This window comes from Methanocaldococcus sp. FS406-22, assembly GCF_000025525.1.
In the GTDB taxonomy this organism is placed as follows: domain Archaea; phylum AGJL01; class Methanococci; order Methanococcales; family Methanocaldococcaceae; genus Methanocaldococcus.
Genome location: NC_013887.1, coordinates 787,009 through 804,063 on the forward strand (window position 1 = coordinate 787,009; position 17,055 = coordinate 804,063).

19 protein-coding genes are annotated in these 17,055 nt (G+C 33.4%); 14 read left to right on the forward strand and 5 right to left on the reverse strand.

The features are described from left to right. Positions 1–3 precede the first annotated feature (3 nt). On the reverse strand, positions 4–357 hold the full coding sequence (locus tag MFS40622_RS03925) for a hypothetical protein (protein ID WP_012980382.1): 354 nt from the start codon (positions 355–357) through the stop codon (positions 4–6). Between the two features lie 123 nt (positions 358–480). On the opposite strand from MFS40622_RS03925, the gene MFS40622_RS03930 reads away from it, so the two are divergent. The 4 genes from MFS40622_RS03930 (at position 481) to MFS40622_RS03945 (ending at position 5,742) form a co-directional block, all read left to right on the forward strand. Beyond that, the gene (locus MFS40622_RS03930) at positions 481–1,416 is read left to right on the forward strand and encodes a TIGR00269 family protein (protein WP_012980383.1); all 936 of its coding nucleotides are present in this window, start codon (positions 481–483) and stop codon (positions 1,414–1,416) included. Between the two features lie 419 nt (positions 1,417–1,835). Next, positions 1,836–3,770: a single-strand DNA-binding protein Rpa gene (gene rpa, locus MFS40622_RS03935; RefSeq protein ID WP_048197458.1), complete on the forward strand. Its 1,935-nt coding sequence runs from the start codon at positions 1,836–1,838 to the stop codon at positions 3,768–3,770. A gap of 56 nt (positions 3,771–3,826) precedes the next feature. Then, the gene (gatA, locus tag MFS40622_RS03940) at positions 3,827–5,131 is read left to right on the forward strand and encodes an Asp-tRNA(Asn)/Glu-tRNA(Gln) amidotransferase subunit GatA (RefSeq protein ID WP_012980385.1); all 1,305 of its coding nucleotides are present in this window, start codon (positions 3,827–3,829) and stop codon (positions 5,129–5,131) included. 152 nt (positions 5,132–5,283) lie between these two features. Continuing rightward, entirely contained in the window at positions 5,284–5,742 is a 459-nt protein-coding gene (locus MFS40622_RS03945; protein ID WP_012980386.1) for a hypothetical protein, read from the forward strand. Here MFS40622_RS03945 and MFS40622_RS03950 read toward each other — a convergent pair. Further along, positions 5,739–6,383: a metallophosphoesterase gene (locus tag MFS40622_RS03950; protein ID WP_012980387.1), complete on the reverse strand. Its 645-nt coding sequence runs from the start codon at positions 6,381–6,383 to the stop codon at positions 5,739–5,741. The two genes, MFS40622_RS03945 and MFS40622_RS03950, sit on opposite strands and share 4 nt — an antisense overlap. Before the next feature lie 155 nt (positions 6,384–6,538). Here MFS40622_RS03950 and MFS40622_RS03955 point away from each other — a divergent pair, with 155 nt between their 5' ends. The 3 genes from MFS40622_RS03955 (at position 6,539) to MFS40622_RS03965 (ending at position 7,735) form a co-directional block, all read left to right on the forward strand. Next, positions 6,539–7,192, forward strand: a complete 654-nt coding sequence (locus MFS40622_RS03955) for a metal-dependent hydrolase (RefSeq protein ID WP_012980388.1) — start codon at positions 6,539–6,541, stop codon at positions 7,190–7,192. 86 nt (positions 7,193–7,278) lie between these two features. Further along, positions 7,279–7,464, forward strand: coding sequence for a hypothetical protein (locus MFS40622_RS03960; RefSeq protein WP_012980389.1), 186 nt, complete (start codon positions 7,279–7,281; stop codon positions 7,462–7,464). 4 nt (positions 7,465–7,468) lie between these two features. Next, the gene (locus MFS40622_RS03965) at positions 7,469–7,735 is read left to right on the forward strand and encodes a type II toxin-antitoxin system RelE/ParE family toxin (RefSeq protein ID WP_012980390.1); all 267 of its coding nucleotides are present in this window, start codon (positions 7,469–7,471) and stop codon (positions 7,733–7,735) included. A 33-nt stretch (positions 7,736–7,768) separates the two neighbouring features. Here the strand turns inward: MFS40622_RS03965 and MFS40622_RS03970 are convergent, their stop codons facing one another. Beyond that, positions 7,769–8,716, reverse strand: coding sequence for a transcriptional regulator (locus MFS40622_RS03970; protein ID WP_048197459.1), 948 nt, complete (start codon positions 8,714–8,716; stop codon positions 7,769–7,771). 248 nt (positions 8,717–8,964) lie between these two features. On the opposite strand from MFS40622_RS03970, the gene MFS40622_RS03975 reads away from it, so the two are divergent. The 7 genes from MFS40622_RS03975 to fwdC are packed head-to-tail and all read left to right on the forward strand — an operon-like array spanning position 8,965 to position 14,033. Then, a complete protein-coding gene (locus tag MFS40622_RS03975; RefSeq protein WP_012980392.1) occupies positions 8,965–9,405 on the forward strand; it encodes a transcriptional regulator in 441 nt (146 codons plus the stop codon). Between the two features lie 2 nt (positions 9,406–9,407). Continuing rightward, a complete protein-coding gene (gene fwdF / locus MFS40622_RS03980; protein WP_012980393.1) occupies positions 9,408–10,478 on the forward strand; it encodes a tungsten-dependent formylmethanofuran dehydrogenase subunit FwdF in 1,071 nt (356 codons plus the stop codon). Positions 10,479–10,503: 25 nt separating this feature from the next. Continuing rightward, positions 10,504–10,752, forward strand: coding sequence for an ATP-binding protein (locus MFS40622_RS03985; RefSeq protein WP_012980394.1), 249 nt, complete (start codon positions 10,504–10,506; stop codon positions 10,750–10,752). A 9-nt stretch (positions 10,753–10,761) separates the two neighbouring features. Then, the gene (gene fwdD / locus MFS40622_RS03990; protein ID WP_012980395.1) at positions 10,762–11,163 is read left to right on the forward strand and encodes a tungsten-dependent formylmethanofuran dehydrogenase subunit FwdD; all 402 of its coding nucleotides are present in this window, start codon (positions 10,762–10,764) and stop codon (positions 11,161–11,163) included. A gap of 26 nt (positions 11,164–11,189) precedes the next feature. Continuing rightward, on the forward strand, positions 11,190–12,893 hold the full coding sequence (gene fwdA, locus MFS40622_RS03995) for a tungsten-dependent formylmethanofuran dehydrogenase subunit FwdA (protein WP_012980396.1): 1,704 nt from the start codon (positions 11,190–11,192) through the stop codon (positions 12,891–12,893). Positions 12,894–12,934: 41 nt separating this feature from the next. Beyond that, on the forward strand, positions 12,935–13,201 hold the full coding sequence (locus MFS40622_RS04000) for a YbjQ family protein (RefSeq protein WP_012980397.1): 267 nt from the start codon (positions 12,935–12,937) through the stop codon (positions 13,199–13,201). 10 nt (positions 13,202–13,211) lie between these two features. Then, entirely contained in the window at positions 13,212–14,033 is an 822-nt protein-coding gene (fwdC, locus tag MFS40622_RS04005) for a tungsten-dependent formylmethanofuran dehydrogenase subunit FwdC (RefSeq protein WP_012980398.1), read from the forward strand. Positions 14,034–14,120: 87 nt separating this feature from the next. Here the strand turns inward: fwdC and pyrG are convergent, their stop codons facing one another. Both pyrG and aroC read right to left on the reverse strand, forming a co-directional pair. Beyond that, on the reverse strand, positions 14,121–15,731 hold the full coding sequence (gene pyrG / locus MFS40622_RS04010) for a glutamine hydrolyzing CTP synthase (RefSeq protein WP_012980399.1): 1,611 nt from the start codon (positions 15,729–15,731) through the stop codon (positions 14,121–14,123). Positions 15,732–15,913: 182 nt separating this feature from the next. Beyond that, positions 15,914–17,038, reverse strand: coding sequence for a chorismate synthase (aroC, locus tag MFS40622_RS04015; protein WP_012980400.1), 1,125 nt, complete (start codon positions 17,036–17,038; stop codon positions 15,914–15,916). Between the last annotated feature and the right edge of the window lie 17 nt (positions 17,039–17,055).

Here is a 17,055-nt window from a genome sequence, read left to right on the forward strand (position 1 = left end):
TATTTATTCTGGAATATCCAATATATGAAACTGATAAACCCTTGTAAATCCACAGTTTCTACATCTTACAATCATCTTCGTTTCTGTTATTGCTATATCTTGGATAGCCTCTTTTTTACAGTTGAAGCATACAGCATTTTTCTCTAAAAACCATGGCTCATATTTGTGCTGTCTGTTTTTTTCATCTTCAATTATGCTTTCATCTTCAATCCCCACCCTTCTTAAGATATAATATCTCGTAGCTCCACAGTTAGAGCACTTAACAAACGCCTGGTTTGTATAAATCTCAATTATCTGTTCTGCTTCTTTCTTACAATTAAAGCAGGTGGTTAATTTTTTTAATGTCCATTTTTCCATAAAATCACCAAATATTAGATTCCCCCACTTTACCAAATACATTAATAATTTATGTGTGTTATACTATATATACACTTTTTGATTTATCATTTATATAATTGTATATTTAATTTGAGGGAAATTATGTTATGTAGCTGTGGAAACGAGGCATTTTATTATCAAAAGTACTCAAATAGACATTTATGTAAAGATTGTTTTAAAAAAGATATTGAAAGAAGAGCTAAAAAGGTTTTAGGGAAAGATATTATAAGAAATAATGTTAAAATAGGAATTGGGGTTAGTGGAGGAAAAGACAGCTTAGTTATGGCATATATTTTAAAGAAACTCTTTGAAAACATTCCTAACTCTAAGTTAATTTGTTTTTTTGTTGATGAGGGGATAAAAGGTTTTAGGGAGAAGGCTAAAGAATACGTTAAAGAATTTTGTGAAGAGCATAATTTAGATTTAAAGATTATAAAATTTGAGGATGAAATTGGCTATACTTTAGATGAGATTATAAAAAATAATTATTTAAGCAAATTAAATATAGGAAAGCCATGTTCCTTTTGTGGAGTAGTTAGGAGATATTTGCTAAATAAATATGCTTTAAAAGAGGGTTGTGACTATTTAGCCATAGGGCATAACTTAGATGATTTCTGCCAGACAATTTTAATGAACTATATCGAGGGAAATATAAAAAATATTGTCCAGTTTGGTAAGGAGTTTGAGGGAGAAGGATTTGTTAAGAGAATTAAACCACTAAAATTAATTCCTGAAGACGAAGTTAGGCTTTATGCTGAAATAAATAATATAAGATATCAAAGAGAGCCATGTCCCTATTCCTCTCTATCGTATAGGCATAGAATGAAAAAAATAATTGAGATTTTGGAGAAAGAAAAGCCAGGAGTTAAGTTTAGTATATTGAGGGGTTATGAAAAACTTTTAAAATATTTAAATGTTAAAGAAGAAATCAGGAGATGCAAGATATGTGGTTTTCCATGTAGTGGAAATTTATGTAAGGTATGTTCATGGCTTAGGTGCTTCAAAACCTATCCAAACCATATCAAACATTCCAAATGATTACTTCCGAAATAATCTGAATAGGTTTTCATCAGCACCCGCTCCCTTAACGGGACAGACCAACCTCCACGTCCATTTAGGAGGGCAGAGGTTGCCTAAATGTGAGTTATTAGATTAGTTATCACATTCACGTCCCCCGACGTGGGGACTTTATTCGAATATGACAACTTTAACTCCTAAAATCATTTTATATCACCACAAATAGAATCGACATTTATTATGTTTATGCTTCTAATATATAAGATTTTTTCGGTTCTCTGTGCATGGGAAGTATTTATATGATAATATGCAAAATATGTAAAAATATGTCTAACGAACTAATTCGGAACAAATAAACAAAATTATGGGTAATAAAATTGAAAGAAATTAAATAGGACTTTCGCAGTTTATAATTGTATGTAATTTTTATGGTGATGATTATGATAGGAGATTATGAGAGATTTAAAAAACTTAAAAAAAAGGTTGCTGAAGCATTAAATATTAGTGAAGAGGAATTGGATAGGATGATTGATAAAAAAATTGAAGAAAATGGAGGAATAATATTGAAAGATGCTGCACTAATGATGATTGCAAAAGAACATGGGATTTATGGGGAAGAAAAAGATGATGAGGAATTTTTAATTAGCGATATTGAAGAAGGGCAAATAAGTGTTGAGATAACTGGAGTCGTAACTGATGTTTCAGATATAAAAACATTCAAAAGGAGAGATGGAAGTTTAGGGAAATACAGAAGAATTACAATAGCAGATAAGTCAGGAACTATAAGAATGACTTTATGGGATGATTTGGCTGAATTAGATGTTAAAGTTGGGGATGTTATTAAAATTGAAAGAGCAAGAGCAAGAAAATGGAGAAACAATTTAGAATTGAGCTCAACATCTGAAACTAAGATTGAAAAATTAGAGAATTATGAGGGAGAACTTCCAGAGATTAAAGACATATATGATATAGGAGAGCTAAATCCTGGAATGACTGCAACATTTGAAGGAGAAGTTATCTCAGCTCTCCCAATAAAAGAATTTAAAAGAGCTGATGGTAGTGTTGGGAAATTAAAATCATTTATTGTTAAAGATGAAACTGGGAGTATAAGAGTTACTTTATGGGATAATTTAACAGATATCGATGTTGGTAGAGGAGATTACGTCAGAGTTAAAGGTTATATAAGAGATGGTTACTATGGAGGGTTGGAATGCACAGCGAATTATGTAGAAATATTGAAAAAAGGAGAAAAGAAAGAAGCTGAGGAAGTAAATATTGAGGATTTAACAGAATATGAAGATGAGTTAGTTAGCGTTAAAGGTAGAGTTATAGCTATAAGTAGTAAAAAAAGTGTAGATTTGGATGGAGAAATAGCAAGGGTTCAAGACATTATATTGGATAATGGCACTGGAAGAGTGAGAATTTCATTTTGGAGAGGCAAAACTGCTTTATTAGAAAATATAAAAGAAGGAGATTTGGTAAGAATAACAAATTGTAGGGTAAAGACATTTTATGATAGGGAAGGAAATAAAAGAGCTGATTTAGTGGCAACTGTAGAAACAGAAATTATTAAAGATGAGAGCATTGAAGCCCCAGAGTATGAGCTAAAATATTGCAAAATTGAAGATATCTACAACAGGGATGTTGATTGGAATGATATAAACTTAATAGCCCAAGTTGTTGAAGATTATGGAGTTAATGAAATTGAATTTGAAGATAGAGTTAGAAAAGTAAGAAATTTGTTGTTAGAGGATGGAACTGGAAGAATAAGGTTGAGTTTATGGGATGATTTGGCTGAATTAGATGTTAAAGAAGGAGATATTGTAGAAATTTTACATGCCTATGCTAAGGAGAGAGGAGATTATATAGATTTAGTTATTGGAAAATATGGAAGGATAATTATAAATCCAGAAGGTGTTGAGATAAAAAGTAATAGAAAGTTCATAGCTGATATTGAAGATGGGGAAACTGTTGAGATTAGAGGGGCTGTAGTTAAGATATTGAGCGACACTCTCTTCCTTTACCTATGTCCAAATTGTAGAAAGAAGGTTGTAGAGATTGATGGAATTTATAACTGCCCTATTTGTGGAGACGTTGAACCAGAAGAGGTTTTGAGATTAAATTTTGTTGTAGATGATGGAACAGGAACTTTATTATGTAGGGCTTATGATAGAAGAGTTGAGAAGATGTTGAAAATGGGGAGAGAGGAGTTAAAGAACTTAACTATAGAAATGGTAGAGGATGAAATATTAGGGGAGGAGTTTGTTCTATATGGAAATGTTAGGGTAGAGAATGATGAATTGATTATGGTTGTTAGAAGAGTTAGTGATGTAGATGTTGAGAAAGAAATAAGAATATTGGAGGAGATGGAATGACAAAAAATAAATAAATATAAGTCAATATTATAACCAAAAAAATTTACGGTGATGTGATGATTGTTGAGAGAGTTGAAGAGTATTTAGATAGGATAGAAAAAATTAACAAGGATATTAACGCATTAATAGAAGTGAATCCAGATAGAGTTTTAGAGGAAGCAAAAAAATTAGAAAAAGATGAAAAAGCTAAGAAAAAGCCATTATATGGGAAGCTTATAGTAGTTAAAGCAAACATAAACGTTGAGGGATATACAATATCATGTGCATCAAAGACTTTGGAAAATTATATTGCCCCTTATGATGCCACTGTTATAGAGAAGATTAAAGAAAACGGTGGATTGATAATAGGAATAGCAAATATGGATGAGTTTGCATGTGGTAGTAGTGGAGAAACTTCCTATTACGGTCCAACAAAAAATCCAAGAGCTAAGGATAGAATTCCTGGAGGAAGTTCTTCAGGAAGTGCTGCTGCTGTTGCAGCTGATTTATGTGATATGGCTTTAGGTAGTGATACAGGAGGAAGTATTAGAAACCCTGCTTCACATTGCGGAGTTGTTGGATTTAAGCCAAGTTATGGAGTTGTTAGTAGATATGGTTTATGTGATTTGGCAATGAGTTTTGACCAAATAGGGCCTTTAACAAAAACAGCTGAAGATGCATTATTATTAACAAACATCATTAAAGGTAAAGATTTGAGAGATACAACAACTGTAGAGACAAAACCATTTGAGAAGAGAGACATCAAAGGCTTTAAAGTTGGAGTTGTTAAGGAATTTATGGATGTTGCTGATGAGAAGATAAGAGATAAGATAGAGAAAGGCATTGAGGTCTTTAAAGATCTAGGATGTGAGATTGTTGAATTAAGCTATAAATATGTTGATTTAGCTCTACCAACTTACTATTTAATTAACTACGTTGAGTTTTTCTCATCCACAAGAAGGTATGATGGAAGAAGATATGGATATAAAATAGAAGAAGTTTGTGGAGAGGAAGTTTTAAGAAGAATTATGATTGGTTCAATGATTAGTCAAAAAGAGTATAGTGGTAAATATTACAAAAACGCTTTAAGAGCAAGGAATTTAATGAAAAATGAGATGATTAAGATTATGAAAGATGTTGATATTATAGTGGGAGCAACAGTTCCTAAGTTACCACACAAATTAGGAGAGAAGTTAACACCAATGGAAATGTATAGTTATGATGTCTTAACAGTTCTAGCTAATATCTGCGGTTTGTGTGCTGGAGTAGTTCCATGTGGAGATATAAATGGAATTCCAGTTGGATTGCAAATCCAAGGAAAACCATTTGAAGATGAAAAGGTTTTAAGTGCAATGATTGCATTTGAAAAGGCAATGCAATAATTAAAAAATATTGGTGCTAAATTTATACTATTTTTTAATATTTTGGACGAATTTTTATTTTTATATTTAAGTTTAAGTTCTAAATTCAAATGGAAATATTTTTATTTTTGATTAAATTAAGCTATCTTTTATTTAAAAAATGAGGGGGTTATATGAGAAATTATATTTTAATATCATTAATTTTGGCATCTCTATTTTTATGTCAAAGTGTTTTTGCAGAACCTAATGCATATAACATTACTATAAAAAACCACACCAGTGGGGAAATTATTTATCAAAAAATAGTGCCCAATGGAGAACAATTTTATGTTGATACAACTAATGGAAATGTCCATATAATTATAAATTATACTTCTCAATCCTCTTATTCTTATAACCGTGTCCGTGTAACATCCTCTAATGGCAATACAATTGTAAATATTACTTTTGGAGGTAGTGGAGCAACTACTCATATAGTAAGTAATGGGATTGAGGTAGATATTACACCAATAACCTACGACTTTAATTCATCATCTTCATCAACAAAAGCTCCAATTCCATTAGGAGTTTATTTAATTACAACTGCTTTCTTTACCTATATCCTATATAGAAAATCAAAAAATTTAACTTAAAGCCCAGCGAAATCTTCTAAAATAACCATGTTCTTTTTTGTGTCATAGACAAAATAACTCTTTGGGGATGGGTTTACAACTATTGTATTTCCAATTTTATCTATGCATCTACTTTCATGTATATGCCCACAGGCACAGAATATTATGTTATTATTAAAATCTTCAATTATCTTTCTAATGCTTTTACTTCCAACGTGAATATCTTTGTCTAAATCAACAATATCGGCCATTGTATTATATGGAGGAGCATGGCTAACTAAAAATATGTTTTTTAAGTTTTTAACTAAGTTTATTAGCTTATTATATATCTCCTCTTCTGTATATTCATTTGGAGTGTTAAAGGGAGTTTTATTACTCCCTCCTATTCCAACAAAATTTATATGGTCTATCTTTTTCACTTTTCCATCAATGTTTAATTTAAAGCTATTTAACTCATCTATAACTTCTTTAGTATCACAATTTCCTGGAATGCATAGAACTTCCATATAATCTGATAACTCAGCTAATTTCTCTATAACTTCAATCCCTTTACCAAAGTGTGTTATATCCCCACAAACAACCAAAACATCAGCAAAATCTTTAAATTCCTTAACAGCTGGAGGTAATTTTCCATGCAAATCAGTAATTCCTACTATTTTCATATATTTCACCATTTTATTTTATTTTTTAAGCTTTTGAAATTTTCAATTTAATTTTTAAGGCGTCCATAAACAACTTTTTATCAGATTGAGAAAATTTCCTAACATAATAAAAATTTAAATAGCTTAACGTTAAAATTATTATTGGAGGTGGGAAGATGATAACATGGTATGGTCATGCATGCTTTAAAGTAGATAATGTTTTAATAGACCCATTTGTTCCAAATCCTTTATGTAATTTGCCTTATGATGAGATAATGAAAGGTGTAGATGTAATAGCAGTAACTCACGGACATGCAGACCACTTAGGAAATGCTGAAGAGTTAGCTAAAACCTACAATGTCCCAGTAGTAACTAACCATGAAATTAGTGTCTATTTATCAGAGAGAGGAGTTAATGCAGAAGGTATGAACATTGGAGGAACTATTGAAATAAATGGAGCAAAATTGACAATGGTTAAGGCAGAGCACTCATCAGATATATCTCCAACAATAAGTGGGGGAGTAGCTGCTGGATTTATTATAAATGATAGAGTATATCATGCAGGAGATACTGGTTTGTTTGGAGATATGGAATTAATTGGGGAGATATATGCCCCACAAATAGCTTTATTGCCAATAGGTGGAAGATACACAATGGGAATTGATGAGGCATTAGTGGCTATTGAGCTTATATATCCAGAGATTGTTATTCCAATGCATTACAACACATTCCCATTGATTGAAGTTGATGTAAATGAGTTTGTGAAAAAGGCAGAGGCATTAGGAGTAGAGGTTATAGTTCCAAAGGTTGGAGAGCCATTAGATTTATAAATTTCATTATTTTTCAATTTTTAAAAATTTTATCTATTTATTTAATTCATACAATAAAGTAAAATTAATATTAATGGTGGTTTTGGATGAACATTGTTCAATCATATATTACTGATGAAAAAGGAAATATCAAAGGAGTTATTTTAGATTATAAGACATTTAAAAAGATTGAGGAGTTGTTGTTGGATTATGGACTTTTAAAGGCGATGGAAGAAGTTGAAGATGAGGAAGAGGTTGATTTAGAAACTGCTAAAAAGTTGTTAGGGCAGTGAGATAATGGAAGTATCTTTTAAAAAGTCTTTTATTAAAGATTTAAAGAATTTACCTAAAAACATCCAAGAAAAGATTAAAAAATTAGTTTTTGAAGAAATTCCAAATAAAAATTGTTTATCTGAAATTCCTAATGTAAAAAAGCTAAAAGGTGCAGATAGCTACTACCGAATTAGAGTTGGAGAGTATAGGATTGGTTTTAAATACGAAAATGGAAAGATTGTGTTTTATAGAGTTTTACATAGAAAACAAATTTACAAAAAATTTCCATAATTTTATCGTTCTAAATCATCTAAATTTTTTAACTTATCTTATATTTCTTAACATAGATTTTATATGTTCTATTAACTCAAGAGCATCATCCATCTTTTTTAACTCTTCAATGCTAATAACAGGTAAATTTCTATACTCCTTCTCCTTCTCCTCTAATATCAACAAAGAGTAGCCATCTAAAAGCCTTGACAACTCCCTAACAAATAATGCCTTTCTCTTTACCTCTTCACTATCTTTCTCTTCAATATTTGTTAATAGGATGTTTAAATTGTCATCTACATCCTTCTCAGCCACAGCATCAAATGGAGCTTTTTCAACAACAAATGAATTAAACCCTAACTCGTTTAGAAAATTTATTGCCTCTTTCTTAAAATCTTCCAAATTTTCTAATTTGTTTTCTACCTCTTCATCATCAATTGGTTCAAATAAATCAATACCTTTAACTAACGGCACATCTAAGAACTCTTCAATTTTTATAGCTACATCTACTGAAGGATTTGCCATTTGTGTTTCATATTTATAGATTGCCTTTCTTGAGACACCAGCAACCTCTGCTAATTTTCCTACAGAGATCCCCATTGCCTCCCTAACTTCCTTTAAGACTTTTCCATCTATTTTTACAAAGAATCCTCCTCTATTAGCATAAACCACTGGAGGGCTTCCTTCCAAATAATCCCTAAACGTTTCAAAGGTTACTGCCTTTATATTGTATCTGTCATAAACAACTCCATGCTCCATAGGGGCGTTTCTTGTCCTAATACCAATTATTAGAGGAGTTCCATGTAATATTTTGCTAATCTTCTTTAATTCTTTTGACTGTTCTCTACTTAAGCTGTCAATATTCTTTAAAATTTTTAAAATTAATCTAATGTCCTCTTTACTTGCTACCATATCAAAACAACTTCTTCCTAATGGCTTTGAGACGATGAATTTATGTGCCTTTAATAATTCTATACATTCGGATATTAAAATCTCTCTCATAATCATCACCGTAAATTCTTCTAATCTAAATCATCATGATATTTATTTTTTATGGTTGTATTTTTATATTATTAAGCTTTACAAATATAAAGCTTTTCTACCAAAAATAGAACTTTTATTCAATTATAATGAACTATCGATAATAATGTGAGCAAAGCACACACTAATATAAATGAGTTTCTACTTAACTCTTATGTATATTATTTATAAATGAAAATCATCAACTAACATAATGTCCATGTGAGAGGATGCCAGAGCATATTCTTTCTGGAATAAAGGCAATAGTGGCAATGAAATTAAGAAGAAAAGGGCTTTTGCAGAGGGAAATAGCAAAAATTATCAAGAGTGATAGATCAATCATCTCTCATTATCTCTCTGGAAGATATCCAAAGGAGAAAATCCTAAAAGTGGCAAAAACTGTTGAAGAACTTCCTCCAGAGTGCGGAGCTAAGCTTGTCCATTCTTTAACTGACGATAAAGAGCTTGCAAAGAACTTAATAAAAGAGTTATACTGCATAGAGCTTTTCTGGGATGAAAATTCCTGCATAGCTTGCGGTTCTTGTTTGGGGTGTGCAGCACTCACACTCAATAACTTTGTAGTAAATATAAATCATGACTACTGCCATCTATGTGCATCCTGCATATTTAGATGTCCTACAAACTCATTAAAATTCATTAAGGAGGAATAACCATGATTGAGCAAGTAAAAGAGGTTTATGAAAACGGATTTACCATATATAGAGATGGGGAAGTAGAAAAAAGAGAACTTACATGGAACGACGATGCCTGTGTTGGTTGTGGAATCTGTGCCGATATCTGTCCAGTAAGTGCTATTGCTATGGGACCTTTAGGAGCTATTGCTAAGGGAGATATTATAGCCCCAAAATTGGATATTGATAAAGATGTTTGTGTTTTGTGTGGAATGTGTGCTTCAGCATGTCCATTTGATGCTATGGATTTAAAAATTAACGGAAAGTCAATAAAAGAGGATGAAAGATATCCAAAGATTAAGAGAGATATTAAAATCTATCAAGATAAGTGTGTTTTGTGTGAGCAGTGTGAAATGGTTTGTCCTCAAGGGGCTATAGAAGTTGAGAGGGACTTACCAGAAAGAAAGAAGTTTGTTATTGGAGAGATAAACATAAACAAAGAAAAATGTGTTCTCTGTGGAATCTGTGCTGAATACTGTCCAGCAGATGCTATAAACTTAAAATACAACTATCCAACACCAACAAATCCAAAACCAATAACCGATATCGAAGTTGATAAAGATGCATGTGTATTTTGTAAGGTTTGTGAATTCGTTTGCCCACACGATGCTATTGAAGTTATCTGTTACAAGTGTCCAATGATGAAGAGAATTCCACAAGCAAAATTATATGATGACATTAAAGGAAAGGTTAATGTTGATAAAGATGCATGTGTAACATGTGGATGGTGTGCCTTTATATGTCCAGCTGGAGCTATTGAAGTTGAAAAACCATTCAAAGGAGAACTAATAATTGATGTTGATGCATGTAATGCCTGTGGAGCTTGTATTGCTATATGTCCATGTAGTGCCTTAGAATTCCCAGCACCAAAAGATAAGGCAGAGAAAGTCCCAAGAATTATTGTAAATCAGAACTTGTGTGTTTTATGTGGAGCTTGTGCTAAGGCATGTCCAGTCAATGCTATAAAAGTTAAGAGAACAGAAATCAACTTTGAAAGAGAACCAAAGGCAATTGCCTGGAAAGAGGCATTTAAAAAGTTAATGAGCCAATAAATTAAAAAATCACAAAGGTGAGGAAATGAAAACCTACGAGTTAGTAGTTTATCCAGAAAGATGCCATGGATGTGGAAACTGTGTTATCGCATGTCCGGTTAATGCCAAACATCCAGAGACATGGGGAGGTAAAGGGCCTTACAGTGATGATGTAGTTATTAGAGTTGAGAATGGGACAGTTACAGTAGTTAATCAAGATTTATGTGGTGGATGTGGAGCTTGTATAGAGGCATGCCCAGTTAATGCTATAGAATTAGTTTTTAAGAGAAAATAAGGTGAGATTATGAAGTTTTTCTTAAACACTGGGAGAACTATTTGGCAAGGAGAGGCAATAGAGGCTGGAAAAAACCTTGATTTGTATGTTAAAGCCGCTGGAGTAGTTTATATTAATGAGGAAGATATGGAAAAATTAGGAGTTAAAGAAGGGGATAAAGTTAAAGTTAAGTCAGAGTATGGGGAAGTTGTTGTTTATGTAAAAAAAGCTACAGAAAGAATGCCAGAAGGGATGATTTATATTCCAATGGGTCCTTGGGCAAACTGTGTAGTTAAGCCAGATACACACAGCACTGGAATGCCTACATACAAAGGATATCCTGGATTTTACGTTGAAGTAGAGAAAACAGATGAGGAATTTTTAGATATGAGGGCATTAATGAGGAAAAAATACATTGAAGCAGTTGAATAAACCAAATATAAACAAATGGTGATAGAATGGAATATATCATAAAAAATGGGATTGTTTACGACCCATTAAATGGAATTAATGGAGAAAAGATGGATATTTGTGTTAAAGATGGGAAGATAGTTGAGAGTGTCTCTGATAATGCCAAGGTTATTGATGCCTCTAACTGTGTTGTAATGCCTGGAGGGGTTGATTCTCACAGCCACGTTGCTGGGGCAAAGGTTAATGTCGGTAGAATGTTTAGACCAGAAGATAGTAAGATGGAAATCTTTGCTAAGAAAGGATTGAGAAGTGGAACAGGATTTTCAGTTCCATCAACATATAAAACAGGTTATCAATACTGTGAGATGGGATACACAACCGTTGTTGAGGCAGCAATGCCTCCATTAATTGCAAGGCACACACACGAAGAGTTTATGGAAACTCCACAAATAGATAAAGCTGCAATGCCATTATTTGGAAACAACTGGATGGTCATGGAGTATTTAAAAGAAGGAGATATTAAGGCATGTGCCGCTTATGTTGCTTGGTTGTTAAAGGCAACAAGAGGATTTGCTATAAAGATAGTCAACCCAGGAGGAACAGAGGCATGGGGTTGGGGTAAAAATGTCCATAGCTTAGACGACCCAGTCCCATACTTTGATATAACACCAAGAGAGATTGTTAGAGGATTGGCAGAGGTTAATGAATTGCTTGGTTTACCTCACTCAATCCACGTCCATCCAAACAACTTAGGGCATCCAGGAAACTGGGAAACAACCTTAGAGACAATGAAGTGTGTTGAAGGAGTTGAGGCAAAACCAAGAGTTGGAGAGAGAGAAACCTCTTACTACAACACACATGCCCAATTCCACTCCTATGGAGGAACTTCATGGAAGGACTTTGAGAGTAAAGCAATAGAGATTGCTGAGTATGTAAACAAATCAAAGCATGTAGTTATTGATGTTGGGCAAGTTACATTAGATGAAACAACAACAATGACAGCAGATGGGCCAATGGAATATGACTTACACATGACTAATGGGTTAAAGTGGGCAAACTGTGATGTTGAGCTTGAAACAGGTTCTGGAGTTGTTCCATTCATTTACAGTCCAAAAGGGCCGGTTTATTCAGTGCAGTGGGCAATTGGTTTAGAACTCTTCCTCCACACAGATGTTGATAAAGTAATGCTAACAACCGACCATCCAAACGCTGGACCTTTCACAAGATATCCAAGAGTTATTGCATGGTTGATGAGTAAGAAGTATAGGGATGAGTGGCTATACAACAAAGTCCATAAGTGGGCTCAGCAGAGAAGCCATGTAGCAGATAGTGATAAAGAGTATGACTTATATGAAATAGCAAAAGTAACAAGGGCAAATCAAGCTAAGGTTTTAGGATTGAGTGAGACAAAAGGACACTTGGGAGTTGGAGCAGAGGCAGATATAGCCATTTATGCAATAGACCCAGAAGAGAAAGATGGTAAGAAGATTGAGAAGGCATTTAGATATGCTAAGTATGTATTAAAGAGAGGGGAGATTGTTGTTAAAGATGGAAACATTGTTAAGGAAGTCTTTGGAGACACAATCTATGTTGATGTCCAAGTTGGAGAAGATTTAATGAATGAAGTTATGAAAGATATTGAGGAGAAGTTTAGAAGATACTACTCAGTTAACTTAGACAACTATCCTGTCTCAGATGAGTATGCAAACAGCTGGAGAGTTATAAAGATAGATGCAACTGATATTAACTAAATATCTTTTTACTTAATTTAATTTTTTAACATGTGATTTTGATGATAACCACAACTACTGACAACTTAGAGGGTTTTAAAATCGTCAAGTATTTGGGCGTTGTAATTGGTTATGGAGACGACCCAGACGATGCCTTAGAAGATTTAATGGATGTAGCTAAAGAGATGGGGGCTAATGCAGTTATTGGAATAAGAATTTCTAATGAATTAACAACTGAAATTACCTGTGATGAAAACTATGTAGTCCCAGAACTAACCTATTATGCTTATGGAACGGCTGTTATAGTTGAAAAGATTGATAAAGAATGATGGTGATGGTATGAAGGAGTTGATATTAACATTGCAAAAGGATATTATTGTTCCAGTTGAGATGGATAAAGTATTACCAGAAGTTATTGAAAAGATGAGCTTAGAGGAAATAAAAAATATTGAGTTAGTTCAAGGAAGAAAGAGAGTTAAAGTTGCTGACATTTTTGATGTTGAGCTAAATAATATTGAAGGAGACCCAAGAGTTATCATTAAAAACTCAAACCAAAAATTAAAATACATTGGTTCAAAGATGACAAAAGGGGAGATTGTTGTTGAAGGAGATGCTGGAATGTATGTTGGGGCAGAGATGAAGGGAGGAAAAATAGTTGTTAATGGAAATGCTGACAGCTGGGCTGGGCAAAATATGAAAGGAGGAGAGTTGTTAATTAAAGGAAATGCAAGGGACTATGTTGGTTCTGCCTACAGAGGAGACTGGAGAGGTATGAGTGGAGGAACAATTATTGTTGAAGGAAACGCTGGAAATGAGATTGGAGAGTTTATGAGTAAAGGGCTAATTCATATAAAAGGAAATGCTGGAATGTTAGCTGGAATTCACCAAAATGGAGGAATCATTATTATTGATGGAGATGTTGATGTGAGAGTTGGTGGGGAGATGAAGGCAGGAGCCATAGTTGTCTATGGAAAGGTTGAGGAGGTTTTACCTTCATTTAAATATGAGGGGATTGTTGAAAACCCAGTTATAAAGTTGAGTAAAAAAGATGCTGGAACTCCAATAACTGGAACATTCTACAAGTTTAGTGGAGATTACGTCTATAACAAACCAAAAGGACAGTTGTATATAGCAGTTGATAGCAACCCAGATTTAATTTAAGTTCTTAAAACTTTTTTTCTTTTTTTTATTAGGAACTAATTTATAAAAACTAAAATTTAAAAAAGGAAGATTAATTTAAACTCTATTTTATAATTCTTCACCTAATGCAGCTTTAACTAACCCATCAAATAATGGATGAGGTTTATTTGGCCGTGATTTAAACTCTGGATGTGCTTGGGTAGCTATAAAGTATCTATTTTTATCTATCTCTATAAACTCTGCCAATCTTCCATCTGGAGACTTTCCAGAAATTGTTAGGCCATGATTTTCTAATATCTCATGATATTCTGGATTAACCTCATATCTATGCCTATGCCTCTCATAAACCTCCCTTCTTCCATACAACTTATAAGCCAATGTTCCCTCCTTCAATATTGCTGGATAAGCCCCCAACCTCATTGTTCCTCCTTTTGCATCAATCTCTTTTTGCTCTGGTAATAAATCAACTACTGGATATTTAGTGTTTTCATCAAACTCAGTTGAGTTAGCTCCTTCTAACCCACAAACATTCCTTGCAAACTCTATAACCGCACACTGCATTCCCATGCAGATACCTAAGAATGGTATATCATTCTCCCTTGCATATTTTATGGCGTTAATTTTGCCCTCAACTCCTCTGTCTCCAAATCCTCCCGGGACTAAGATACCATCTAATTGGTTATTCTCTCTATATCTGTCCAATATTTCTTCAAACTCCTCATTTTCCAATCTTTCAGAGTGTATCCAATTTATATTAACTTTGGTATCATTCTTAGCTCCAGCATGAATTAATGCTTCAGTTATACTTAAATAAGCATCTTTCAACTCAACATACTTTCCAACTATACCAATAGTTATTTCATTCAATGGGTTTATAACCCTATCAACAAATCTTCTCCACTCCTTTAAATCTGGCTCTCTATCTGGGAGGTTTAGTTTTTTAGTTACCAATTTACCTAAACCTTCTTTTTCTAAATTGAGAGGGACTTCATAGATTGTTCTTGCGTCCCTTGCCTCAATAACTGCATCTTTATCAACATCACAAAATAGAGCTAATTTCTCCCTAATTTTATCACTTATTGGCATCTCTGTTCTACAAATCAATATATCTGGCTGGATTCCAATGCTTCTTAGTTCTTTAACACTATGCTGTGTTGGTTTTGTCTTTAACTCTCCAGCGGCTTTTATATATGGCAGGAGGGAGACGTGGATATATAAAACGTTCTCCTTACCAACATCCTTTTTAAACTGCCTTATAGCCTCTAAGAATGGCAAGCTCTCAATATCTCCAACAGTCCCTCCTATCTCAACAATAGTTATATCATAACTCTCTCCAAGCCTTTTAATCCAATCCTTTATCTCATTGGTTATGTGTGGTATAACTTGAACTGTCTTTCCTAAATACTCTCCTTTTCTCTCCTTTGTTAAAACGCTCCAATATATCTTTCCAGTTGTTATGTTGTTGTTTTTTGTTAAGTTTTCATCAATAAATCTCTCATAATGTCCTAAATCTAAATCCGTCTCTCCTCCATCCTCTGTAACAAAAACTTCCCCATGCTCATAGGGAGACATTGTTCCAGCATCTATCTGCAGATATGGGTCTATCTTTATCATATTGACTTTAAATCCTCTTGCCTTCAACAATCTTCCCAGAGATGCCGCTGTAATCCCCTTTCCTAATGATGATATAACTCCTCCAGTGATAAATATAAACTTCATTCTTCCCACCCACTTTCAAATTTAAACAATTTTTAACAAAACAATAAGATAAAATAAAAAATAAAAATAATAAGGTTTTTATAAGCTACATGGATGTATAACCATAGGGCTATCGCCCTATTGGGATCCCAAATAACACCTCCGAGCGTAAGCGAGGAGGTGTAAAATTTTTGTTCTAACAGTTACAAACTACATGGATGAATAAAACCTCCTTTAATCATCAAATCAGCTAATGTTATAGCAACCATCGACTCAGCTACAGGTATAATCCTTGGGACTATAACTGGGTCATGTCTTCCCTCTATCTCAATTTCAACATTTTCTAAAGTTTTTAAATTTATAGTTCTCTGCTTTTTACCTATTGAAGGAGTTGGCTTTACGGCAATTCTTAAAACTATTGGAGTTCCACAACTAATTCCTCCCAATATGCCACCGCAGTTGTTTGTTTTAAATCTTATATTTTTGTCGTCATCGAAATACATCTCATCGTTCATCTCACTTCCATACATTTCAGCCGCTTTAAAACCAACTCCTATCTCAACACCTTTAACAGCATTTATACTCATTAATGCTCTTGCCAATTCGCCATTTAATTTATTAAATATTGGATTTCCAACTCCAACAGGGACATTCAGAGCAACTATCTCAACAATACCTCCAACACTATCTTTATTTTCCATGGCTTTTAAAACATACTCTTCCATATCTTTTTCATTCATAGAAGGGCATCTTAATGGATTGCTTTCAATAATCTCTATTAAACTCTCCAAGGACTTTTCATTCTCAAAAACTTCTGGATTTTTATAATAGCTAAAATCCCCCTCAATCTTTCCAATTTTTATAGTGTAGCCAACAATTTTTATGTTGTATGTGTAAGATAAAAGTTTTTTAGCAACAGCCCCTCCAATAACATGTCCTATGGTTACTCTTCCACTTGCCCGTCCTCCTCCCCTGTAATCATAATTTTTATATTTCAGCCGATAGGTTAAATCTGCATGTCCTGGCCTTGGAGTATCTTTTATTTTTGAGTAATCCTTAGGTCGCATATTTTTGTTATATACTATAGCACAAATTGGAGTTCCAGTAGTTTTTCCCTCAAAAATTCCTGATAAGATTTCAACTTTGTCCTCTTCTTTTCTTGGTGTGGAAAATATGCTCTGCCCTGGTCTTCTTCTGTTTAGCTCTTTTTGGATATCTTCCTCAGATAACGGTAGATTAGCTGGACATCCATCAACAACTGCTCCAATAGCCTTTCCATGACTTTCTCCAAAAACTGTAACTCTAAACATATCCCCATAAGTGTTCATTTAATCACCAAAAAAAC